Source organism: Ferruginibacter yonginensis, assembly GCF_042651465.1.
Taxonomy (GTDB): domain Bacteria; phylum Bacteroidota; class Bacteroidia; order Chitinophagales; family Chitinophagaceae; genus Ferruginibacter; species Ferruginibacter yonginensis.
This window is the reverse complement of sequence record NZ_JBHSCZ010000001.1, coordinates 1567573-1592112: the sequence shown is the minus strand read 5'-3', so window position 1 is coordinate 1592112 and position 24540 is coordinate 1567573. Positions and strand designations below refer to the sequence as shown.

The 24540-nt window shown below is 35.0% G+C and carries 22 protein-coding genes; 9 read left to right on the top strand and 13 right to left on the bottom strand.

Going from position 1 to position 24540, the window contains the following annotated elements; translation table 11 throughout:
* Nucleotides 1-582 precede the first annotated feature (582 nt).
* From ACFOWM_RS07100 to radA, 11 genes are all read right to left on the bottom strand, one after another.
* Nucleotides 583-921 (bottom strand): hypothetical protein, encoded by a 339-nt coding sequence (locus tag ACFOWM_RS07100; RefSeq protein ID WP_379708249.1) that lies wholly within the window; start codon nucleotides 919-921, stop codon nucleotides 583-585.
* Nucleotides 922-1323: 402 nt separating this feature from the next.
* Nucleotides 1324-1683: a hypothetical protein gene (locus ACFOWM_RS07095; RefSeq protein WP_379708247.1), complete on the bottom strand. Its 360-nt coding sequence runs from the start codon at nucleotides 1681-1683 to the stop codon at nucleotides 1324-1326.
* A 179-nt stretch (nucleotides 1684-1862) separates the two neighbouring features.
* On the bottom strand, nucleotides 1863-2669 hold the full coding sequence (locus ACFOWM_RS07090) for a macro domain-containing protein (RefSeq protein WP_379708245.1): 807 nt from the start codon (nucleotides 2667-2669) through the stop codon (nucleotides 1863-1865).
* 3 nt (nucleotides 2670-2672) lie between these two features.
* Nucleotides 2673-3836 (bottom strand): type II toxin-antitoxin system toxin DNA ADP-ribosyl transferase DarT, encoded by a 1164-nt coding sequence (gene darT / locus ACFOWM_RS07085; RefSeq protein WP_379708243.1) that lies wholly within the window; start codon nucleotides 3834-3836, stop codon nucleotides 2673-2675.
* 222 nt (nucleotides 3837-4058) lie between these two features.
* Nucleotides 4059-5318: a tyrosine-type recombinase/integrase gene (locus ACFOWM_RS07080; RefSeq protein ID WP_379708241.1), complete on the bottom strand. Its 1260-nt coding sequence runs from the start codon at nucleotides 5316-5318 to the stop codon at nucleotides 4059-4061.
* 281 nt (nucleotides 5319-5599) lie between these two features.
* On the bottom strand, nucleotides 5600-7120 hold the full coding sequence (ricT, locus tag ACFOWM_RS07075; RefSeq protein ID WP_379708239.1) for a regulatory iron-sulfur-containing complex subunit RicT: 1521 nt from the start codon (nucleotides 7118-7120) through the stop codon (nucleotides 5600-5602).
* A 199-nt stretch (nucleotides 7121-7319) separates the two neighbouring features.
* Nucleotides 7320-8549 (bottom strand): DNA polymerase III subunit, encoded by a 1230-nt coding sequence (locus tag ACFOWM_RS07070; protein WP_379708237.1) that lies wholly within the window; start codon nucleotides 8547-8549, stop codon nucleotides 7320-7322.
* Between the two features lie 97 nt (nucleotides 8550-8646).
* Nucleotides 8647-9210: a glutathione peroxidase gene (locus ACFOWM_RS07065; protein ID WP_379708235.1), complete on the bottom strand. Its 564-nt coding sequence runs from the start codon at nucleotides 9208-9210 to the stop codon at nucleotides 8647-8649.
* Between the two features lie 20 nt (nucleotides 9211-9230).
* Nucleotides 9231-10646 carry a hypothetical protein gene (locus ACFOWM_RS07060; RefSeq protein ID WP_379708233.1) on the bottom strand — a complete coding sequence of 472 codons (1416 nt, stop codon included), beginning with the start codon at nucleotides 10644-10646 and terminating at the stop codon, nucleotides 9231-9233.
* Nucleotides 10647-10700: 54 nt separating this feature from the next.
* On the bottom strand, nucleotides 10701-11396 hold the full coding sequence (locus ACFOWM_RS07055; protein WP_379708231.1) for a ComF family protein: 696 nt from the start codon (nucleotides 11394-11396) through the stop codon (nucleotides 10701-10703).
* A gap of 32 nt (nucleotides 11397-11428) precedes the next feature.
* Nucleotides 11429-12802, bottom strand: coding sequence for a DNA repair protein RadA (radA, locus tag ACFOWM_RS07050; protein ID WP_379708229.1), 1374 nt, complete (start codon nucleotides 12800-12802; stop codon nucleotides 11429-11431).
* A 682-nt stretch (nucleotides 12803-13484) separates the two neighbouring features.
* Between radA and ACFOWM_RS07045 the strand changes: the two genes are divergently transcribed.
* Genes ACFOWM_RS07045 through ACFOWM_RS07025 form a run of 5 tightly spaced genes read left to right on the top strand, consistent with a single transcriptional unit; the run spans nucleotide 13485 to nucleotide 17606 of the window.
* Complete coding sequence (locus ACFOWM_RS07045; protein WP_379708227.1) at nucleotides 13485-15746, top strand: TonB-dependent receptor; 2262 nt, start codon at nucleotides 13485-13487, stop codon at nucleotides 15744-15746.
* Nucleotides 15747-15763: 17 nt separating this feature from the next.
* A complete protein-coding gene (locus ACFOWM_RS07040) occupies nucleotides 15764-16075 on the top strand; it encodes a 2TM domain-containing protein (RefSeq protein WP_379708225.1) in 312 nt (103 codons plus the stop codon).
* 10 nt (nucleotides 16076-16085) lie between these two features.
* Entirely contained in the window at nucleotides 16086-16727 is a 642-nt protein-coding gene (locus tag ACFOWM_RS07035) for a hypothetical protein (protein WP_379708223.1), read from the top strand.
* A gap of 5 nt (nucleotides 16728-16732) precedes the next feature.
* Nucleotides 16733-17326, top strand: coding sequence for a hypothetical protein (locus tag ACFOWM_RS07030; protein WP_379708221.1), 594 nt, complete (start codon nucleotides 16733-16735; stop codon nucleotides 17324-17326).
* Complete coding sequence (locus tag ACFOWM_RS07025) at nucleotides 17319-17606, top strand: winged helix-turn-helix domain-containing protein (protein ID WP_379708219.1); 288 nt, start codon at nucleotides 17319-17321, stop codon at nucleotides 17604-17606. Before ACFOWM_RS07030 ends, ACFOWM_RS07025 begins: the two co-directional genes overlap by 8 nt.
* Before the next feature lie 92 nt (nucleotides 17607-17698).
* Here ACFOWM_RS07025 and ACFOWM_RS07020 read toward each other — a convergent pair whose 3' ends face one another.
* Nucleotides 17699-18022 (bottom strand): hypothetical protein, encoded by a 324-nt coding sequence (locus ACFOWM_RS07020; protein WP_379708217.1) that lies wholly within the window; start codon nucleotides 18020-18022, stop codon nucleotides 17699-17701.
* A 200-nt stretch (nucleotides 18023-18222) separates the two neighbouring features.
* Here ACFOWM_RS07020 and ACFOWM_RS07015 point away from each other — a divergent pair, with 200 nt between their 5' ends.
* The 3 genes from ACFOWM_RS07015 to ACFOWM_RS07005 are packed head-to-tail and all read left to right on the top strand — an operon-like array spanning nucleotide 18223 to nucleotide 20760.
* Nucleotides 18223-19158, top strand: a complete 936-nt coding sequence (locus ACFOWM_RS07015) for an ABC transporter ATP-binding protein (protein ID WP_379708215.1) — start codon at nucleotides 18223-18225, stop codon at nucleotides 19156-19158.
* Nucleotides 19136-20029 (top strand): ABC transporter permease subunit, encoded by an 894-nt coding sequence (locus tag ACFOWM_RS07010; protein ID WP_379708213.1) that lies wholly within the window; start codon nucleotides 19136-19138, stop codon nucleotides 20027-20029. The genes ACFOWM_RS07015 and ACFOWM_RS07010 overlap by 23 nt, the downstream gene beginning before the upstream one ends.
* Before the next feature lie 32 nt (nucleotides 20030-20061).
* Nucleotides 20062-20760 (top strand): LolA family protein, encoded by a 699-nt coding sequence (locus ACFOWM_RS07005; protein WP_379708211.1) that lies wholly within the window; start codon nucleotides 20062-20064, stop codon nucleotides 20758-20760.
* Between the two features lie 5 nt (nucleotides 20761-20765).
* On the opposite strand, the gene pdxA is transcribed toward ACFOWM_RS07005, so the two are convergent.
* Nucleotides 20766-21854, bottom strand: a complete 1089-nt coding sequence (pdxA, locus tag ACFOWM_RS07000; protein WP_379708209.1) for a 4-hydroxythreonine-4-phosphate dehydrogenase PdxA — start codon at nucleotides 21852-21854, stop codon at nucleotides 20766-20768.
* A 198-nt stretch (nucleotides 21855-22052) separates the two neighbouring features.
* Between pdxA and ACFOWM_RS06995 the strand changes: the two genes are divergently transcribed.
* On the top strand, nucleotides 22053-24479 hold the full coding sequence (locus ACFOWM_RS06995) for a M1 family aminopeptidase (RefSeq protein WP_379708207.1): 2427 nt from the start codon (nucleotides 22053-22055) through the stop codon (nucleotides 24477-24479).
* Nucleotides 24480-24540: the final 61 nt, after the last annotated feature.

Here is a 24540-nt window from a genome sequence, read left to right as displayed (position 1 = left end):
GCCAATTCTAAATGTCCAATCTTAATTAATTCGTTATAAGTTGTAATTAAAGTCCCATAGTCTAAAACATTTTCTACTATCATTTTGTCAAAGTGTGAAGTGTGTCCAATAAGCTAGCAGCTAACGGCCGGGTATTGCTGGTCGTTGGGTTTGCCGACGTCCTGCCCGGTGCTGAAGTTTAATTTATAAAATTAAGTTGATGATTAGAACTGATGCTCAACAGAAATCCTTCCGCCCGAACCGCTGCTGGGATTTGTAGAGTTGATGATTGTTGTTCCGTCCAGCCCCAATGACAGCAATAGCTTTGTTAGCAGCTGTATTATCTTTCACGCAAATCTATTTTTTGGTTTCTTGTCAAAAGCAAAAAGGTCTACAGCAGGAAAAATAAGTTATCACTTGCATAAAATTTATTAATCAAGTTTGATAAGAATTTTGAATTTATAAATTCGTGTCTGTGCAAAAAAAGTTTTATAAGTAGACCTTGTCTTTTGTGATAGATTGGTTGATTTAAATTGTCAATTTTAAAATAAATTTTTGTTCAGAAAACTATAAATAGAAGCAAACATCTCCAAATTTAAAATATTAGTTTTCGAGAGTTCCTTTTTGTCCTATGGAAATCCAATTGTCCGTATCTACTCGTTTTAATAAAAATTCATCAGAACCTTGTTCTTTCCGAAGGGAATCTCCTTTATGAATAGTAACTACATCATTTAAAAAAGGATAATTGATTGTTCTTATCTTTCCAAGTTCCCTAACTTCAACTATCCATTTCGACCGAGGAGGGGCAGTTTTCCAAACAATAACAACTTCTCCATTAAGTGACTTTCCTTTTGAAAAGATTGAAGGATAGAAAATTGTCCAAAAACCAAAAACTAAAAAAACAATTAAAGAAGCAAAAGAAACGATTTGACGATATTTCAAAATACTGTATTTGTTTTTATTAAAGGGTTGTCCAAACACAAGTAGCATATTATTTCCAACAAATTTAAAAATTATAAACTATCACGGAAATATAGCTGCTAACGGTGGGTATTGCTGGTCGTTGGGTTTGCCGACGTCCAGCTCGGTACTAAAGTTAAATTTATAAAATAAAGTTGATGATTAAAACTACAGCTCAAGAGAAATCCGTCCGCCCGAGCTGCTGCATGGAATTGCACAGCCGATGATTGTTATTCCGTCTTGCCCCAATGCCAGCAATAGCTATGTTGTGCGGTGTTATTTCTAAATTTATATTTCTAATTTATCAAAACTTATAAATTTGACAGGATTAAAGTTTAAATATTTTAAATGATCAAATTATTGAAGAATAGAGATTGATTATAATTATCTTACTCCAACTTGGAAATAGATATCTGCTTTTGGATTTTTATCAATTATAAATCCATATTTAGTTGTAAGATCGCCTGTTTTTCCACTTCCACAATATTTTCCTTCACTCTTAACACTAAATCCAATTAAAGTTAATTTCCCTTCTTTATTAAACTCAAGTGATTCATAATTTAAAATGATGTCTTTTTGAGATAATTCAAGTTTTGTTTTTACTAAATCATTAAAATTTAGGGAATTGTCAAAATAGACTTCAATCTTTTCATCGTTCCCACTAATGAATTTTGATGGTAGTTGAAAACTTAAAATGATAAGAGATAATAAAATAAATCCTACTGTTGTTAATCTTGTTTTCATAATTGTTTTTTTAATGATTAAAGGTTGTTAAAAATATCGCACAACGGTTTACGTATTGGCGATGGTGGGGCATTTCAAAAACGTCAGCCCAACATTTGCACAAATGCCCAATAGAAGCACTAAAGTTGAGTTTACAACTGTCAGCCCCACTATTGCCAATACGATGTTGGCGGCTGGGCTTATTTTTGGTCATAGTTTAGTGAATTTTGCTCTGCCTTTTTGTAATTATTGATAAAGTGAAATGCTTTTTCTAAAGTTTTGTCACCAACTCCTTTAGCTCTTAAAAGTCCACTCAAACTTCTGATGCTGTCATTGTCAAGTGCTTTTTTAAGAATTGAAACTGAAACAACTTTTTCTTTTAGTTTTTCCTGAATGTTTTCTTTTTCCCATTTATACTTTTCATTTCTGCTCGTTGTAAGTTCTTCCAATTTTGCCTTTAATTGTTTAGTCTCTTTTTCTTTAAGTTCTTTCAATTCCTTTTTCAATTCATTTTCTGGAATTTCAGTCCAAAGTTTTTTAAATTTAAGGTATAAATCATCATAAGCATAAGGGTCAAAGTGATAAATCTGAATATCTATGTCGCATTTCTCAAGATATTTTGTCATTATTCCCATTGAAATATCTTCGGGAATACCGCCATTACTTGCTCCCAACAAAGGAAAAGCTGCTGACGTAATTCCTTTGTCTTTGTACGTTTCTAAAAATTTCTGTAATCCTTTTTCTAAATACTCGATTTTGCTTTCATATCGCCAATGGTATTTTGTTGGAAAGTTCATAATCCATTTATCTTCGGATTTGTAAATCCAAAGCATACCGATGTTTAATTTTTTGTCTCTGCAAAGTTCAACATAACGTTCGTACATTGCAGGGTAACGAAGTCTGCACTCATACGCAATACCTGCACCCATAACGCCAACACAATTGACAGTATTGACAATTGTTTGACATTTAGTTGTAAAAATGTTTCCTTTAATAATTGTTATCATACTTTAAAAGGGTAAATCGTCAATTGGGTCATAGTTTGTAAAGTTCGTTGGTGGTTGCGTATTTTGATAGTTGTTATTCTGTTGAACAAAACCGCTAAAGTACAAATTTGATTTTATCTCTACGTCAATTGCAGGATGATTTGTGAAACTGCTTTCAACAAATTGTTTAGTGTGTTGATTATTGCAAAATATTTTCTTAATAGCAGTAGTCGGAACATTCAGATAAACTAAAACTTCCGAACATTTTATGCGTTTGCCATCAACGATGTCATTCCAATAATCCGCATTGATACAAGCCCAATTTAAATTTGTTAAATCATCTGGGTTGCTATAAAATGAAGTTGCACCTGCTGCTGCATTTCCATTTGTAAAAACCGTGTTCGGTTGGTACAAAAGGATTCTGTCTATTGCAAGAATAATGATGTCGTTTTGAATGTTTCCACGTCTGTAAAGCATAGGATTTTTGGGATTGAAATAAAGCGGAACATAATCGTGAATACTTCTTTGGTAAATGGGTTCATTTCTTGAACGTCTGTCATTTACTTGATTGTCGGCTATGTCAACTTGGGTTAGTCTACCATTTCTTGCCTGATTATGTGAAAGCAAACCATTTTGTAAGATATTTTGTAGGTTGCTTTTGTGTGTCATATGAAACAAGTATTCAATTCTGAAACTGTCTAAATATTGAGATTGCTGTCTTAATCTTTCTTGTTGCTGTTGACGAGCAGCGTCTTGTCTACGCTTTGCAGCTAAAACATTTTGGTAGGTTGCTTCGTCATACCAATTCCATTGGTTAAGGGTGGTCTTTGCAAGTCGTATTTGCTCCGATATTTCAAAGCGTTGATTTTCTCGTTCAATAGAAACAAAAGTATTGTTAGCTCGTTTCGCAATAGCAATTGGCTTTCCTGTTTCATTTACGCTCTCATAAACAATAGTGATTGTTTCGTTGTTGAGCTCGTCAAGTCTCTTTTTTTCTGCTTCGTCTTTGCGTTTCTTTTCGGCAGCGGCAAGGTCAAGTTTACGTTTGCGTTCTGCTTCTTGCTGTCTTTTTTGTTCATGAAGAAGTCGCTTTTGTTTTAGTTCTTCTTGTCGCTTGTTTTCAAGGTAATTCTGTCGAATTAAAAATATTACGAAAAGAACTATGCCTATTATTACTATTTCTGTCATTTGTCGTTTTCCGTTTACGGCAGCAAGTTTGTTTTGTCAGGACTGTTGAAGTTTGTACGGCTGTCCGTTAGCCTTGCCGCCAACACTTAAATATACGCTACTCTCTCAACTTGTTTGTAAAATAATTGCATTGAAAACCAACGATTTGGTATTCGCAATTTTACATTGTAGTTGCGGCAATACATTTTGTGTGTTTTTGTTTTTTATTTAATTAATGATTGTTTACCATTCTATTCCGCCTCTTCTAAATAAATCATCGAGTGGACTTACCACATTCACCAAGTCTTTTTTACTTACATGCAAATATCTTTCAGTGGTTTTAATGTTGAAATGCCCGAGAATATCTTTTATGTAACGGATGTCTGTTCCTTTTTCTAATAAATGTGTTGCAAAACTGTGTCGTAAACTGTGTATACCAATTTCTTTTTTTATTCCTGCTTTTTCTTTGGCAAGCTGAAATATCCGTTGTAGGGTTCTGGTAGGGTAAGCTTCTTTCGATAACTCTGATTCAAATAAATATACCTTCGGTTTTGGTTTGTATGATTTTATGTATTCTCTCAAAATATCTAATAAAATTGGACTAAGCGTTACATACCTATCTTTTTTACCTTTTGCATTTTCTACAAAAATTTGCATACGATCACTATCAATATTTTTTATTTTTAAAGCGGCTACTTCACTTACCCTCAACCCTGCACTGTAAGCTGTAAATAAAATAGCTTTGTGTTTTTTATTGGTTAATGCATTAAATAATCGGCCCAGCTCTAACTCACCCATTACCTTGGGTAATTGCATTTTCTTTTTTGGTCGGGGTATTTCATAAAAAAACTTTTCTCTCCCCAATACTTGTTCATAATAAAATTTTAAAGCGTTCATTCTACTATGTATGGTATTTTCGCTGAGTTTTAAAGTTTGATAGCAATATTGTAAATAATCTTTAACCCTATTGGTTGAAAGTGATGCTGGGTCAGCATTTTTAAGTGTTTGTAAAAATTGTGCTAATTCGTTTAAATATGTACGTTGTGTACTTAAACTGTAACTTTTTAAATGCAATGTTTGTTGCATTTGTTTCATAGTTTTTTGATGCACTGCATGTAACCGATAAATAGGTATGGCTGTTACAGCATTTTTAAACGAATATTTTGTTGCTAATGTTTGGGTTGTATTAACCCTACTATTTGTGTATTGTGTACTAGCTAATGGTATTTTTGTTGGTATTGTTTTTTCAATATTATCAATTTGAATACTAGCAATAGTTTTTAATGCATTACAAATTTGTTGATAATTGGTTGCTGTTTTTGGCGCCAACCAAGCTTTATATGTTTTGCTGTACTTGCAAAAATTGAGTTGTTTTACTGCTTTATAAATTACAGTATCACTGAATGAAAAGAAAATACCAATTTTATTTTCATTTTTGTGAAATAACGATTTTAGTTGAACTGTGGCAATGTAGGTATCAGTATTGGAAGATAAGGTACTCATGCGTTTATAAATTTTAGTACGACTTCGTCGCCCTCACTCACATGGGTGGTAAGTTTTCATTGGCGGCAATGACAGATTAAACTATGTTTTATACGGTGGTAAATCCGTACTTTGAAATTACATATTAATTTTATAAAAGTTATATTTTTTGATAAATTTTTTAGTTTTTTTATTCTTTTAGGGTTTGATGAAGTGTACGGTTACCCACGCAATTTTTTCATTGAAGAGAAATAAAAAAGCCGTCAAAATTTTGACAGCTTTTTTATTTGTAAATTTTTTATTTATGTAGTTGTATTACTTGGTGGGGCGGCAGGGCCTTGTGGGTTATTACGTGGACCTCTCGGTGGCATGTTTTGCCTATTGCCTTGTTGTGGTGGCCGTTGCCTAGGGCCATTGTTTTGTTTGTTATTACTGTTTATAGCTGGTTTATTTGGTGCCCCTTGTTGTGTGTTACGTGGAGGCTGACCACCAGCTTGTTGCGGTTTGTTGCCTTGTTGTAGCGGTGGCTTTTGCTGCTGGTTTCTATTTTGTTGTTGGTTACGTGGTGCAGCATTGTTAGCATTGTTAGCATTGTTACCGCCACGATTGTTTGGTTGTAGCCTAGCTTCAGCATTTGTATTGCCTTGCGCATTTTTGCTACGCTGTGGCATACCTTGATTGTTATTTCTAGGGCCTTGTTGTTGGCTACGTTCTTTATCTCTACGTTTACGGGTAGTTTTTTCGAGGCTACGTAAACTAATTTGTCCTACTATATCAGCATACTCAGGCTCTACTTCTTTTGGTTTACTGGTAACTACTTCTGCAACTTCTAACTCCTCCGGACGAATTCCATCTTTGTTTTGTGCCTTTATTTTTTTTACTGTATCAATAGATAGTGGGTAATGCTTGCTGCTATCAGCCATGCTATACCACATAAGGTTTTTGAAAATATCTTTCTTAACTAAAAAGGCTCTTCCCTTGGCCGTTTCAAGTACATCTGCATCAGTAGGGAAAAACTGTAACGCATCCATATAAGTATCTAACTCATAATTGAGGCAACATTTTAAGCGACCACATTGTCCGCTTAATTTGGTTTGATTGATACTTAAGTTTTGATAACGGGCTGCATTGGTATTTACACTTTTAAAATCAGTAAGCCAAGTAGCACAACACAACTCACGGCCACAACTGCCAATGCCGCCTACTTTACCAGCTTCTTGTCGGGCACCAATTTGGCGCATTTCCACTTTTACTTTGAATTCGCTAGCATATAATTTTATGAGCTCTCTAAAATCAACCCTATCATCAGCAATATAAAAGAAGGTTGCTTTACGACCATCGGCTTGAATTTCAACTTCGGCCATTTTAAGTTCGAGCTTTAGTTGACGGGCCATAGCCCTGCTACGAATAAGTACTTCAGCTTCTCGAGCTTTGTTTTCGGCCATTTTAGCTAGATCAGCTTCTGTAGCACGGCGTAAAATCTTTTTAATATCGGCACTTTTTTCGTCGATGTTATTTTTTTTGAGTTGTAAACGTACCAACTCACCAGTAAGGTTAACCATACCAACATCAAAGCCGTTTACGCCTTCGAGGGCTATCATTTCGCCTTTTTCAAAATAATGTAAGGTGGTATTTTTAAAATAATCTTTACGGCTGCCATTGTTAAAACTTACTTCAACTATACGGCAACTACTTTCAGGGTCAGCAAAGGGGAGGTTTGCTAACCAATCGTGTACGTTCATTCTGTTACAAGCGCCCGAACTGCAACTGCCTTTGCTTTGGCAACCGCCTGGTGCACCTGTACCGCAACTTCCACAAGCCATTGTATAAAATATTTATCAATCGTTAGGTAATAGGTTGAGGTAACATTTTTGATAAGATGAACATGGGTTAAACCATGATTATCTTAAAAAAGCTTAATAGTAGTACAACAGATGAAATGTGCGACGCCACCGAAGCTGCATATAGCTGCTGCTTTGCTGGTTACCAAAAAACATAACACAAATTTGTACTTGATGTTACCTATTGAATCAAAATTAATGATTTGTTGGTAATAATATGGTATAACCTTATGGTAAGGGCATGAAAGAGCATTTTAGCGTTGGCATTACGCTCAATATAGTAGGCCGCTTCGCTTAGCATTTGGGCGATGGCTTCAAGCTGTGTAGCATCGCACATTTTGTTGAATTTTTGGGCAAAACTGATGATGCTATCGCTGGTATGTTCACTTAACAATGTTGGGTTGGCGCTATAACGAATGGATTGCTCTAAAATGTGGGTGAAATATTTTAAGAATTGTTTTTGTTTTTCACGACCAATTTTTGCGGTTTCATCAATCCACTTTACTTGAGCTGCGGCATTAAACCTCACCGTTGCATTGAGCCACTCTTTAAGCATGGTTTCCCAATTATCATCCGCATGTTGCAATTGTTGCAATGCCTCATGGTAGTTGCCTTCGCAAATGCTGGCAATTTGCTTTGCTGTATGCAGTGGCAAGTGTTGTTGGGTTACAAGTGCCTGTTGAATATCGGCCGGTTGTAACAACGGTACTTTTACTAACTGTGTTCTACTTAAAATGGTAGGCAGTATGAGTGCATCGTTTTCGGCTACTAAAATAAATAAAGTATCAGGTGGAGGTTCTTCTATTAGCTTTAATAATTTATTGCCGTTTTTGCCGAGCATTTCGGGCATCCACATAATGAGGATTTTGTAAGCGCTTTCAAAGCTTTTGAGGCTCATTTTACGGATGATGTCGTTACATTCTTCAGCCGTTATATTACCTTGTTTGTTTTCGGTATTAATTTCTTGCAGCCAATCGTACACATTACCGTAAGGTTGTGCAGCAATAAACTTGCGCCACTGTGTAATGAAGTTAGTGGATATGGGTTTGTCGCCAGATTTTAAGGTAACGGTTGGGTATGAAAAATGAATATCAGGATGTACCAATTGTGCTGCTTTGGTGCAACTACTGCAAATGCCACATGCCTCCGTAAATGATGCTGGATCAGTGTTGGTAGCTATGGCTGGCTCTTCACCAAATAATGAAGCTGCTGCTGGTGCTTCCTTTTTTTTGTTGGTTTGTAGTGGATTGTTTTCGCAACAAATATATTGAGCAAACGCAATGGCCAAAGGCAATGCACCTACACCTTCTTTACCTAAAAAAAGAAGGGCATGGCTCAACCTGTTTTGTTGAATCATGTGGGTGAGTTGCTGCTTGAGTGCTTGTTGACCAATTACGTCGTTAAAATGCATGGTTGCAAATGTACAACATAGCTAAATGGTCTGCAAAAAAGAAGCCGATAGTAGCGTAACTGTTGGCAACTATCGGCAAAAAATTGGGTTGCTAATTTTATAACAAACTGGTGATGGTACTGCTGAGTGGCGTAACATCACTATCAAATTTTTGAAGCAATACACCGTTTTCGTCTAATAAAAATTTATTGAAGTTCCAGGTAATGCTTGCATCCATTACTTGGTTGTGTGCTTTGCTAGTAAGCCATTTGTAAATAGGTGCCATATCATCGCCTTTTACAGAAATTTTTGCTGCCATTGGGAATGTAACACCATAATTTTTTTCGCAGAAGGTTTGGATGGTTGCGTTGCTACCTGGCTCTTGTGCACCAAAATTATTAGCCGGAAAGCCCACTATTACAAGCTTTTGTTGGTATTGGGTATAAAGTTGTTGTAGCTCTTTATATTGTGGTGTATACCCACACTCCGATGCGGTGTTTACAATCAATATTTTTTTACCTTTAAAATCAGCAAAATTGATGGTGCTACCATTTAATGCAGGTACTGAAAATTGGTGGATTGTTGCGGTGGTGTTTGACATAATATTGTTTGTTTGGTTGGGTTGGTTTTGAGCAGCTTGGCAACTAATAAGTGCTAACACTGCAATAAAAATTTTGTACATATTTTTTGTTGATTGTTGGTTTATTGTTTTTCGTACGCTCCAATATCGGGTAAGCCAACATTGCGGTTTTTATCGTTTAAATCTTTTAACAAACTAGTATTGGTGCCTTTGTTTATGCCCGGTGCGTTGGCATCTTTTGTGATGTTGAAATCATAAAAACGAGTGTTGTTGTTAATGCTATCAAATAATGGGTCGATGTTTTTAATGGAAGTAATTATGGTAGCGTTGCTAGGGTCAACACCACGGTACAAACAATGATCAATAGTGATGCTGTACGGTGCGTTGCCTATTTTTTCAGTTTCAATTTCATTGTTTACAAAACCAGCATCACCATAAAAAATACAATTGCGAAGCGTTGCATTTAAGTTGTTGGTTTGTGCTGTAACGTTACTGTTTGAAAGAAAAATGGTTGGCTTTTTATGTTGCAGTACATTATTTGAATATGATGCAACGGTACAATGTGTAAAATTATACGTGCCGCCTAATTCAATTTTTATGTTGCTACCACAGTTGCTAATGAGGCAGTTGTTGGCATTAATGCTACTGTTGTTGCTGTGTATGCCTGCATCAAAAGCATTGTCAATTATACATTGTTGAAGGGTTAATTTTGGGTTGCTGTTAGGTGATGGTCCGTTTGTAACTATCGCCTGATAAGCTTGGTTAATATTTGTAAAAGTAAATTGGTTGTTACTACTCGTACTATTGAAAATGATACCTGGCCATGCAGCAGGGAAAGTATTGTAAGGCGCATCTAACCTGTCGCCACTGAATATTATTGGGTTGAAAAAGTTTCCGTTACAAAGTAAAGTGCCGTTTACAATAATAGGAGCGTTAGCATGACAATAAATTTTTGTACCTGCATTAATGCTAAGTGTAGCGCCATTGTTTATTTGTAAGCCGCCTAAAATTACATAAGGCAAATTGTTATTAAATGTAGTGTTACTATTGATGATGCCATTGCGAATGAAGATGGCGTTTTTTCCAAAAGCTTCTAGTTGTACAAATCGTTTATTGCCATTGTAATTAATGGCGATGCTATCAGCAACAATAAATGGTACGTTGGTTGGGGTTGGGTTTATGTTAACTGTTACAAAAACATAAATACTATCATTTGCAGCTATATCAATATTATTGACCATATTGCTTGCAACGCCGTTTACGTTTAATTTATAGGCACTGCTATTACCACCCATGAGTTGAATGCTACTGAGTTTTAATTTTTGATTATTGTTATTAAAAATTTTGAAAGATTGTGTAATTGAGCCAACACTGGTAAAAACAGTATCGAAACGAATGGTATCTTTTGATATACCTAATTGTGCAGCAGCATCAGTAATAAAACTTTCTTTTTTGCAAGATGTTATGCTGGTGGCCACTACCAAAATTATCAACCATGCAATGGGTGAAGTAGAAAATTTTTTCAACAATGCCTTCATAATTTGAAATGGTTTTAAATGCTATAAAGCTGCTGTAACAAAATTACAATGAAATTATTTGCTTGCAGTAGTTAATGTGGCAATGCTTATTTGCACATTTTCAACTGTGTAAATTTTTTGGGCGCAGGCTTCTAAAGTAGCTCCGGTAGTAATAACATCATCTACCAACAAAATATGTTTGCCTTTTAATGTTGCAGGATGTTGTACCTTAAAACTTTCACTTACGTTATCCCAACGAGCTGTTCGGCTTTTTTTTGTTTGCGTTTCAGTATAATGGCTTCGGATGACGGTGTTGTGCAAAATGGGGATATTCATTTTTGATTGTAACCCCTCACAAATAACAGTGGCTTGGTTGTAACCTCTTTTGTATTCTTTGTCTTTAAACATGGGTAGCGGAATTAAATAATCGATGTTATTAAACCGATTGCTTTGTAACAATTGTTCACCCAACAAGCTACCTAAGTAAATACCAATTTCTTTATTGCTTTTATATTTTAGCTCGTGCATGAGTTGTTGCATAATAGCGCCTTTTGCAAAATAAAAACCTGCAGTGGCGGCATTAATGGCCAACCTGCCTGTAAAAATATGTTCAATAGGGTTTTGCGGTACAGGTTCAAAATAAGTGTAGGGCAAATCATTAATGCATTGTATGCATAATAGTTGTTGGTTACTCAAAGCATCTGTACCACAACCATTACAAATATGCGGATAAAACAAATGGGTTACAGATGTAAGCAAGTTTTTAAACATGCTATTTAGTTTAGGGTGATGCCCTAAGTTACTTAAAATAAGTATTGGTATAACTCTTCAACTTTACCAAGCGCCACTACATCTATCCCAAATTTTAATTTACCCAAGGCTTTGGCGTTGTATTTTGAAACGATGATTTTATCGAACCCTAGTTTTTCAGCCTCGGCAATACGCTGTTCAATTCTGTTAACGGCACGTATTTCGCCAGAAAGACCTACTTCGCCTGCAAAACAAATTTTAGTAGGCATCGGTACATCTTCATAACTACTAAGCAAAGCACACACTATGGCAAGGTCAATACTTGGGTCTTCTACCTTAATGCCACCGGCAATATTTACGAAAACATCTTTTACACCAAAATGAAAGCCACCTCTTTTTTCGAGAACGGCTAGCAATAGTTGCAGCCTACGCAAATCAAAACCACTTACGGTACGTTGTGGCGTGCCGTATACGCTTTGTGTTACAAGTGCTTGTGTTTCAAGTAATAAGGGGCGCATGCCTTCAATAGTGGCAGCAATGGCAATGCCACTTAGTTCATCTTCTTTTTGCGTAATTAATATTTCTGAAGGGTTGGTAACGGGTCGCATGCCAGCTCCGGTCATTTCATAAATACCTAATTCAGCAGTACTACCAAAACGGTTTTTTAGGGTACGTAAAATACGGTATGCATAGTGGCGATCACCTTCAAATTGCAGCACAGTATCAACCATGTGTTCGAGTATTTTTGGTCCGGCAATGTTGCCATCTTTTGTAATGTGCCCAATTAAAAAAACAGGTGTGTTGGTTTCTTTTGCGTAGCGTTGTAATTCGGCAGCACATTCTCTAATTTGGCTGATGCTACCTGGTGATGATTCAACATAAGGCGATTGTAATGTTTGTATAGAATCAACAATAACTAACTCAGGTTGTAGTTTTTTTATTTCTTTAAAAATGGTTTGTGTATTTGTTTCGGTAAGTAAAAAAAACTGTTCACTTTTTACACCTAACCTATCGGCCCTCATTTTAATTTGTTGTTCACTTTCTTCACCACTGATGTATAAAGTTTTTACATGGTTGAGTTGTAAACCTATTTGTAAAAACAATGTTGACTTACCAATGCCTGGTTCGCCTGCAACAAGTACAATACTACCTGCAACAATACCACCACCTAACACTCTGTTGAGCTCAATATCTTTAGAGATGATGCGTTTTTCTTCAGCACTTGTTACATCATTTATTAAAACAGTTTTAACGCTACTATTGCCACCAAGTTCTTTCCAGTCTTGCCTTTCAGCTTTGTCAGTTCCTTTTACAATTACTTCTTCAACAAATGTATTCCACTCATTACAGCCGGGACATTTGCCTGTCCACTTTGCACTTTCGTAACCACAGTTTTGACAAAAAAATGCTAATTTAGTTTTGCTCATGCGTTAAAATTACGGAGAAGATTTTCATTTATATTTTTTACTACAATAGTTATATCAATACAATCATTTTAATGGGTTCTATAATTTTTTATTACCAACAAGCAGCTTTACTCAAATATGATACTGATGAAATAAAAAATGAAATGCTGTAAATATTATTAAAACAATAGTGGAAAATAATTAGATAAAATATTGTGTAAAAAAGACTGTCATTTTGGGTATGAATTTATTTATGTTGAACAAAAAAATCAGCATCAAAAAAAATTTTCATCATCGAAAAATAATTGGTCATCATAAAAATTTTGCAATGTTTTATTTGAACTATTTCATAAAAAAATGCAACAAATTTTTGAAGCAATCATCACCAAAAAAAGGAGTGTTTATTTTGGTTGCTACAAAGTAAAAGGGCCGTCATTTCTGACAGCCCTTTGTACTTACTAACCCATTAAATTCTATTGCTAAATTACAAAATGACATCAAAACAAAAAATTTAATTTTTTACGCAAAGTGAAATTTAAATATTTTTTACAAAGACTACTTTTAATTAAATAATTGAAAATCAATGTTATATATTTAAATTTATCTCAATTAAATTATTTTTTTACTGTTATTAAATTATAAACATGATAAAATATTTGGTTTATAATGTAAACTACTTTACGTTTGTTGAAAATTACGAAGTATGAAATTTTTGATCGTATTTATGTTGGTAATTGCAAGCCATTTGTCAGAAGCTCAGGTGGTTATTTCAGGTAAATTAACTGACGTAAAAAACAAACCATTAAAAGGGGCAAGTGTTACTATTGTAGATTCATATGATGGTACTACAACCGATTCATTGGGTAATTTTAGCTTTACTACGACCGAAACTGGAGTACATATTTTAAGTGTCAGTTTGTCAGGTTATGCGGCATACACTAGCAACATAAATATTGAAAAACAACCTATTATACAAAAAATTGCTATAAAAGAGTTGATAACAGAACTTAACGCAGTAACCATTACAGCAGGTGCATTTGAAGCCAGCGACAAAAAAAAGGGTACTGTATTAACCTCACTTGATGTTGTAACTACTGCTGGAAGCAATGGCGATGTTACAGGTGCCCTTAAAACCCTCCCAGGTACCCAGCAAGTAGGTGAAGCCGAAGGTTTGTTTGTGAGGGGTGGGAGTGCTACGGAAAGCAAAATTTTTATTGATGGTAGTTTAGTCAATAACTTTTTTTACAGCAGTTTGCCCGGAATTGCCACAAGAGGACGATTTAACCCTTTTTTATTTAAAGGCACCGTTTTTTCAACAGGAGGCTATTCGGCACTGTACGGGCAAGCATTATCTGCCGCATTAATACTCGAAAGTGTGGATTTGCCAGAACGCACTGAGGCTGATCTTAGTATTTCGGCTATTGGCGTTGGCGGTGGTATTCAAAAACTGGCTAAAAATAAAAAAGCTGCTTGGGGTATTTCTTATAATTACACCAATTTAGCCTTGGCGTTTGCCGTAATAAAACAACGAGTTGATTTTTTTGAGAAGCCCCTTTACCATCAATTTGATGGCAATTTTAGAATTAAAACAAAAAAAGGCGGTTTTATAAAGTACTACGGCTATGGTAGTTGGAACAGAACTGGTTTGCGTAACCCTGATATTGACTCTGTTGGTTTAAAAAATGCATTTAAAGTAGAGAATCTAAATACATTTCAAAACATAAGTTGGAAAGAAAATTTAGGCAATGGTTGGAAAATTAATACCGCCATAAGCTTTAGTACCAATAGAGATGCTATTGAAAATGAGTTGCAAGATGCTCAAAACAACAAACAAATTTTTACTACACCTAGTGGTTATGTGTTTAAAAATTTTAATCTACTTAACAATGCAACTTATGCTCAGGCAAGGGTTGTGTTTGATAAACGTTTAAAAGGCATTAATGTAATTCGCTTTGGAACTGATTATTTTTATAGTAAAGAAAAATCGGCCTATACCTTATATAACAACAGCACTTTTACCGAAACAGTAACTGATCATTTAAATGCTGCTTTTGCTGAAACTGATTTGTACTTATCAAACAAGCTTGCATTAAAAGCTGGCACTAGGTTAGAGCATTCAACACTAATGAATCATTGGAACTTAGCGCCAAGAGCATCATTGGCGTATAAGCTAAAAAATGCTAGTCAGGTTTCATTTGCTTATGGCATATTTTATCAAAACCCTGAGCGTAGGTACTTGCCAGCAACTAACAACAATTTGCAATTTGCACAAGCATCACATTACATTTTACAATACCAATTAAGTAATAAAAACTACACTTTTAGATCCGAGTTGTTCTATAAAAAATATGATGATTTGTTTAAAACATCCTTTAACAATAATGGTAGAGAAGTAGTGAGCAATAATAACGGAAACGGCTATGCAAAAGGCATTGAGTTTTTTTGGAGAGATAAAAAAACGATCAAAGATTTTGATTATTGGATTTCTTATTCATACCTCGATACAAAAAGAAATTACTTAAACTTTCCTGGTAGTATAACACCTTCTTTTGCAGCCACACATACCGCTTCGTTGGTCACTAAAAAGTTTGTTACACCATGGAAAACAGGCTTTAACCTTAGCTATAATTTTGCAACGGGTAGGCCTTATTATAACCTTGGTTTTGATAATACCCAAGGTAAATACATTATTAAAGAGCAAGGAAAAACCATCAACTATAATAGCTTAAGTTTTAGTTTAAATTACTTACCCAATTTAGGAAAAACAAATGCGAAGGCATTTTCTGTATGGGTACTTTCAGTGAGCAATGTGTTAGGTCAAAACCAAATATTTGGGTATAATTTCTCAGCCATTAATAACAATAAAGTGCCATCATTACCTCCTTCAAAACGATTTGTATACATAGGTTGTTTTTTAAGTTTTGGAATAGATAGAACACAAGATGCCATCAACAATAATCTTTAAATTTTAAATGATATCACATGAACAATTTACAACAACCAATTAATGAAAAAGATGAAGCGCTGTGGCGTTTAGCTAAAAAACGCATTAAGTTTAAACGTAGCGTATTAAGCTATATAATTGTTAACGCATTTTTATGGGCACTATGGTTTTACGGCAACGAATCCGATACGCCTATGAGAGGTAGTTTCAATTGGCCTTGGCCTTTATGGGTTAGTATAGGTTGGGGAATTGGATTGGCTTTTCAGTTTAGCGAAGCTTATATGTTTCCAAAATCAAACGCCATTGAAAAAGAATATGAAAAATTAAAAAATAACAGTAATAACATCTAAATCAAAGAAAATGAAAAAACTAATTACTACCGTTTGTATTGTAATGGCAACTTTGCTAGTACATGCACAAAGTGAAAAATTTGTAGCGGCTATGCAAAAAAACATTGCTCAAATTGATGCTGCCTTTGCAACACCTGATGCATTAATTAACCTTGCAAATAACTTTGAACGTATAGGGAATGCTGAAAAAAATCAGTGGTTGCCTTACTATTATGCAGCTTATTGCCAAGTAAATTATGCTTACATGCAAAAAGATGCCACAGGTAACGATGCTTTGGCAGATAAAGCACAACGTTGGGTAGCATTGGCAGATTCACTACAACCTAACAACTCTGAAATTAGTTGTGTAAAAAGTATGATTGCCAGCATACGAATGTTGGTAAATCCGCAACAACGTTTTATGGAGTATGGTGCATTAAGTGAAAAGGAATTAAAAAATGCCAAAGAGCAAGATCCTACAAATCCTCGTCCGTATTTATTAAAAGGACAAACACTTAAATATACACCAGAGCAATATGGTGGTGGTTGTAAAAAGGCAATGACGGAGTTAGAAAAAGCTGCTGAAAAATTTGCTGCATTTAAAGTGGCTTCAAACATTCACCCAAATTGGGGTGGCGATTACACAAACAAATTAATAGCTGAATGTAAATAACCAATATGAACAACGAACAACCGTTTAACGAAGTAGAAAGCCTGCGCCTCATTAATGAAATGATTGGCAAGGCTAAAAAAAGTTATGTTACCAAAGGGATAGCCTCCATTATGTGGGGGGCTATCATTATTTTTTGTAGCCTCATGTCTTGGGCTGAATTATATTACGGCTTTAATGTGGGTGATGTTTGCTTACTTACCGTAGTAGCTGTAATACCACAAATATATTTTGGAATTAGAGAAAGTAAAAAAAGAGGTTTTACTTCATATGAAGGGGATACTTTAAATGCAGTATGGACGGCCTTTGGTATTTCCATCTTCATAGCATCTTTTTATTTTGGCTCACACAAAGTATCTGGCGATGCTGCGGCTATTTTTATGATGTTGTATGCCATACCTACTTTTATAACAGGACAAGTAACCAAGTTTAAACCCATGGTGTATGGAGGTATTTATTGTTGGGTAGCCAGCATAGCATCTATGTTTACCCATTTTTATGTTGATTTCTTTTTAATGGCAACTTGTGGTTTGTTTGCATGGTTTATACCTGGAATTATTTTGTGGAACCGTTATCAAAAGAGCAGGAGGTCGAATGTTTAAAGACCTTGATCCCATATTACATTCGCAGCTACGGTTAGCCATTGTGAGCCTTTTAATGAGTGTTAAAGAGGCGGAGTTTACTTTTATTAAAGAGCAAACCAATGCTACAGCAGGCAATGTGAGTACGCAATTAAATAAACTAAAAGCGGCTGGTTATATAGATATTAATAAACAGTTTAAAAATAATTATCCGCAAACATTATGTGCTATTACACCTGTGGGTGTAGCGGCATTTGAGCAGTATGTAACTGCTTTACGTAGCTATTTGCCTAAAACGTAGTGGTGTAAAATAAGAGTGCCACCTATTAGGGAGGTGGCACTGGAGGCAAATTCATAGAAACAAGTGCTTGCTATGAATTGGTAAAACATATTTTAATTCCAAATCATGAATTTGGCGGTTTTAATTTCATCGCCACTTTTCATTTCAACGGTGTACATACCTTCTTTCATGGTATTAGGTTTAACAATTGAAATTATTGTTTCACCTGTAATAACTTTTGCAGCTTGGGTAGTAATAATATTACCTTGCTCATCTTTAACAGTAATAACTACATCGTGGTTAGATAAAGTAGATTTTATTTTTATTTCTAATGAAGCAGTTTTACTGTTTGAGCCAATCTTCATTTCATCAATATTATGTGCATGCACATTTAATGATACGATGATGATAAATAAAAAACTGATAATTGATTTCATTGTGAACTATTTAAAAATTGGTAAATAGTTAATCACAGAAAAGATGGAGTAATGCGTATTTTCCGAAGTGTTAGTAAAATTTTGTAGTATTTTTTCTAATCTTCTGATGCAAATATACAGGTATTTTCGAAATCGGCAAGTATTTCTACGAATTTCTAAAAAAATATTTTTTGCATCGTTATCTAAGATAATTTTGCAGCATGGGTTCAATGATAGAAGTGAGGGGATTAACCAAGCAATTCAAGGGTTTTACTGCCGTAAATGACCTGTCTTTTACCGTAAATGAAGGCGATGTATATGGCTTTTTAGGCCAAAATGGGGCAGGTAAATCTACTACTTTACGTATGATGCTCAAATTAATTGAGCCAACTTCAGGTGAAATTGTATTTTCTGGAAAAAATATTGCCAACGATAACAACAATATGCTCCGTCAAACAGGTGCTATTATTGAACGTCCTGATATGTATAAATATTTATCTGCTTATGATAATTTGTACATATTCGCCAAAATGAGCGGTATAAAAGTGAGCAAAAAGCTTTTAATGGATCAGTTGGCTATGGTTGGGCTCGATGAACGCCATAAGGATATTGTAAAGACCTTTAGCCAAGGTATGAAGCAGCGTTTGGGTATTGCCATTGCATTGGTACACCAACCTAAACTCATTATATTAGATGAACCTACCAACGGGCTCGATCCACAAGGTATTGCAGATATGCGTAACCTTATTTTACGCTTAAGTAGAGAAATGGGCAAAACTGTTATTGTTTCATCGCACTTATTAAGTGAGATTGAAATTATTGCCAACCGAATGATCATCATCCATAAAGGACAAAAAATTGTGGAAGGCAAAGTTACCGAACTGCTCGACCCTGCTAACACCCTAGTAGAAATTACGAGTGTTGATAGTGCTGCTACTTTAGCTGCCTTGCAACAAACCAACTGGGCTGCTCAAGTTGAAACACACACTAATAAAATGCTAAGGCTTCGTATGAACCGTAGCGATGTGCCACAGTTGGTACAACAGTTAACGCACTTGCAAAGCCAAATTTTATCAGTACAGCCACGTCACTCTTTAGAAGATTATTTTTTATCACTAACCAACAACGATACCCATGTGGAGCCTTTTACAAATTGAGTTATACAAAATATCTAAAAGGCCCCGTACTTACATTGCCTTTATTGCCATTGCTGCAATTGTATTAATTTTTCAGTTTGCCTTTAAGGCAGATGGTAAAAGTTATATGAACTTAATGCTACAAAGTGCTGGCGATACATTTGAGCTTGATCGTTCAAAAGCTATTAATGGCTATTTTATGTGTTACATAATTTTAAACACATTGCTTATACAGGTGCCTATTTTAGTGGCATTGGTAGCCGGCGATGCCATTAGTGGCGAAGCAAATATGGGTACACTCAGGTTAATACTTACCAAACCAATCAGTCGTAGCCAAATTATTGGAGTAAAATTTATTGCATCTGTAATTTATACCATTGGTTTATTGGTTTTTATGGCAGTAATGGCGTTATTTATAAGTATGCTCATTTTTGGGGTAGATGATATGCTCATTTTTAGAGTAAAGGGCGATGAATCACAAATTTTACAAATTACTAAAGATGATGTGATGTGGCGCTATTTTGCTGCATTTGGCTATGCTGCAGTAGCATTAACAGTAATTGCCGCCTTAGCATTGTTGCTATCGGTATTTGCTGAAAACTCTATTGGTCCTATAATAGCTACCGTATGTATTGTAATTGTATGCACCATCGTATCTAACATCAACGTTCCTATTATCGATAAAACCATTAAGCCTTGGTTATTTACCTCGTACCTTGTTGGTTGGAAAGGTTTTTTTTACATCGCTACAGATGATGATAATGTACCTATAAAAGGCACTATGGAAAACTGGCCAGCTATTCGCAGTAGCTTATATATTTTGTTGGCACATATAGGCATTTTCTTCGGAGCAGCTTGGTATGCTTTTAAAAGAAAAGATATTTTAACCTAAACCCTTTAACAGAAAATATTAAAATTTAATACATGAAAAAAGTAGGCATATTGTGTGGAATGATGTTGGTGGTATTGCAATTGCAAGCACAAGATATTAATGCGTTATTGCAAAAGGCAAAAGCCAAAATTGAAACAGTAAATGATTATGTGGCTACTGGTAAAATGAAAACCAATGTGGCATTTTTAAAAGTGCCTATTGCAAATGTAAGTGTATATTTTAAAAAGCCCAATAAGCTGAAGGTAAAAAGCGAAAAAGGTATTTCATTTATACCCAAAGGTGCAGTAAGCATTAACCTCAACAACTTAACCGGCACTAACCAATTTATAGTTATTGATGCTGGTACTGATAAAATTAATGGTACAGTTGTAAGGGTTGCAAAATTATTACCACAAGATGATAATAGTGATGTGGTGTTGAGTACGGTTTATATAGATGAAGTTAATAACCTCATTAAAAAAGCTAAAACCACTACAAAAGATAACGGTACTTATGAGTTAGAAATGACTTATGGTGCTTATGCTGCTTATGGTTTGCCCGATAAAATCATTTTTTCTTTTAATGCAAAAGATTACAAATTACCTAAAGGCATCACTTTTGATTTTGATGATGGCACAGCACCTGCTCCTAAAACTGCAGAAGAAAAAATGAAAGGTAAAAAAGGGCGTGCAGAAATTACTTTTAAAAATTACATCATCAACAAAGGTGTTGATGATGCTAACTTTAAGTAGTAGTATTAATCTTCTGTAATTTTTTCATCTACAGCATTGCGTAGTACAAAAGCACTTCTTCTTTTTAATGGGTTTTGATGTTGCTGTGTAATTTCTTTACGCATATTTACAATATCAATACAGCTAAATAATGCCTCTCTAAAAGAAGCTTCATCTGCAATACCTTTGCCAGCAATATCAAATGCAGTGCCGTGGTCAGGTGAGGTACGTACACCTTCAATACCAGCTGTATAATTAACACCTTCACCAAAGGCTAGCGATTTAAATGGTATCAAACCTTGGTCGTGGTACAAGGCTAATACCGCATCAAATTTTTCATGGCTACCCCTTGCAAAAAAAGCATCGGCACTATATGGGCCAAAACTTAGCATGCCTTTTTTATTAGCTTCGGCAATGGCTGGGCGTATCACTTCAACTTCTTCTTTGCCCACCAAACCTTCATCGCCAGCATGAGGGTTTAAGCCTAATACCGCAATTTTTGGTTTGTTGATACCAAAATCTTTTTTTAATGATTGGTGAACAATATGTAGTTTGTTTAAAATATTTTCTTTGGTAATGTATTGCGAAACATCTTTCAATGCAACATGTTCCGTTAATAGTGCAACCCTCATATTTGCTGCCACTAACATCATGGCAACATCTTTTGCGCCAAATAAATGTTTTAAATAAGGTGTATGGCCAGTGTAATTAAAATCAGCGTTTTGAATATTTTTTTTGTGTAAAGGTGCAGTCACCAATCCATCAATTTTATGTTCCTTTAAAGCGGTAGCTGCTTGGGTTAAACTTATGTATGCATATTTACCACCTATTTCATTTAGTTGGCCTGGCGTAATGGCTACCTCTTCATCCCAACTGCTGTAAATATTTACCAATTTGATATTCAACTTATGGAGCTCCTTGCTTATGTTGAATGTAATATTATTTTCTACCAATGTTTTTCTGTAAAAATTCAACACTTTATTATTTGCAAAAATAACAGGCGTACAAAAATCAAGTATTCGGGCATCACCCAAAGTTTTTACAATAATTTCTGGTCCTATACCATTGATATCGCCACAGCTAATGCCAATTATTGGCTTTTGTTCGTTGTACATCGTTTTGTATAAATTAGTAAAAATACTTATGTATTACTTAGTGTAATTGCTATAAATATTAGAGTTTTACTGATTTTATTTTTTTTACAAATTTACTATATGTTCTACACAATATTAAATAAACTATGTCGTATTATAATATTGTAATATCTGTCATTTTTATAATACAAAGTGTTTCAACTAACCTGAAAAATTTTTATGCGTAAGTTTTACATTACTATCATTTTTTTATGCTTTTATGTAGTAGCATTTGCACAACAAAGTACCAATCATATTACATCAACAACCATTGATAAGTATGCACGTACTACGGGCTCAAGTGGTACTGGTGCTAATATAGATGTTGATAATTATCAAATTTGGTGGCGTATTAATCCTGATAGTACTGCTAAGGGTATTAAGGGTGTGGTTACCATAAAATTTAAAACAACACAAGTTAATGTTACCGCTATTAGTTTTGATTTGAGTAGTTTGTTAACCGTATCGCAAGTGCTTTTTAGAGGTGCTGCCTTGCCAGGGGGTAATATTACCAGAACGGGTGATATTTTAAATATAAACTTAGGCACTACAATAGCCACAATTGGTACAAGAGATTCTGTTACCATATCATACAGTGGTGTTCCACAAAATGGTACTGCTGGCGGTGGTGGTATTGGTTATCAAAAAACAACTGACCCTAATGCAGGTAATTATATTTATACATTGGCAGAGTCGTTTGAAGATAGAGATTGGTGGCCTTGTAAAGCAGATATGCAAGATAAAGCAGATACCATCGATATTTCTGTGAATGTTCCTTACCGCACCAATAATGCGTTAGCAGCCAATGCAACTGATACGTTTTGGGTAGCTACCAATGGTACTTTGGTAGATTCATCGTTTGATATTTCAGGCACACAAGCAAATCGTAATAGAACCTTTAAGTTTTTAAATAGGTACCCAATGGCTACTTATTTAGTGAGTGTTTGTGTAGCAAAATATCGTAGGTTTTATAGAGGCACTATTAACGTAAATGGTTTTAATATGCCTGTAGTGTATTATTTATTTGCTGGTAAAACAACTGCTATTTACAATACTATTTTAGCCTCTATGGATAAGGTGACGGAACTGGTTCAAGCCTTTGGTAATAAGTTTGGCAATTATGGTTTTGTTGACCCTGCAAAAGGAGGGAAACATGGGTTTTATGAAGGCTTGGGCACATTTGGTGGCATGGAACACCAAACCTTTTCTGGTATTTCAACCAACTCACTCAACAGCTTAGGGTTACTGGCTCATGAATTAGCCCACCAATGGTTTGGCGATAAAGTATCTTTTTCAACATGGAGCGATTTATGGCTGGCAGAAGGCTTTGCAAAATACAGCGAATCGTTAGCAGCTGAGCTTGTAACAGGTATGGGTTATACGCCTTATGCTGATAGAAACGGTGTAAAAGGCGTTGCAATTAATAACGCTAACAGAACTACCAGTACTTACATACCACCAGCAAGCGCTACAAACTCTGATTTAATTTGGGGTACAGGTTCAACATATGCAAGTACCATTTACAACAGAGGTGCTATGGTAGTATCCATGCTTCGAACTATGAGTGGCGATGCTAAATTTTTTCAAGCATTAACCAATTACCAAACAGACCCTGCACTTGAATTTAAATCAGCATCAACTGATAATTTAAAACAACACTTTAATAATGTTTTGGGGGTTGATTTAACTGAATTTTTTAATGATAACATTTATGGAACCGGTAATGCTGTTTATAATATAGGGTATCAATTATTTGGTACAGGTAATAAAAATATTGGGTTAACTGTTTTATCGCAAACTAAAAACCCAGTAACATCACCTGTTACGTATTTTAATAATCCAATTGTAGTACATTTAAAAGGATCCTTGGCTTCGCAAGATACTACCATTGTTTTTTACGATTGGGGTGGTGGTAATTTATCAAAAGCTGGTACTAGTGCAGGTATTGAGGCTCCTATAGCAGGTAACAAGCTATTTTATACACTTTCATTTACACCTACCACTTTTGCTTTTGATGATAGTGCTAGAACAATGTCAACAGGTAGCATGTCTATTGTTACAACGTTAGATTTACAAATACTTGATTTTGCAGTAAGGCAACACAATACTTTTAATGATGCCATACTCACTTTAGATGATAACACCATTAATGCACCCGTATATTTACAGCGTTCAACTGATGGTGTAAATTTTGAACAACTTGGCCAAATGCTGTTGCAAAATAGTAACGGTTCTATAAAACGATACGCCTTCAATGATTTAATGCCATTGCTTACAAATAATTATTATAGGGCTACCTATAACAATGCAAGTGGTGTAACCATATACTCTAAAATTGTAAAAATTGGAGGTTTTAATAATGGCGGTTTTGCTGTACTAAATAACCCAGTAAAAGCATTGTTGCAAATTAAAACCATAAGTGCGTTAGGCAAAGCAATTCAATTTGCTGTTTATGATGCAACAGGTAAACAAATATTATTGAAAGCTGTTGAAAATGCTGGTAATATAACTGATATCAACCTGCCAAATTTGAGTCCGGGTATGTACTTTGTAAAAATAAGTACCAATGGGTTGGCTGCAGAAAATTTGAAGTTTTTAGTGAAATAATAAGTGGTAATTTTTTAAAGCCCCTTTCTGAAAAAGAAGGGGCTTTTTTATTGTACTTTTG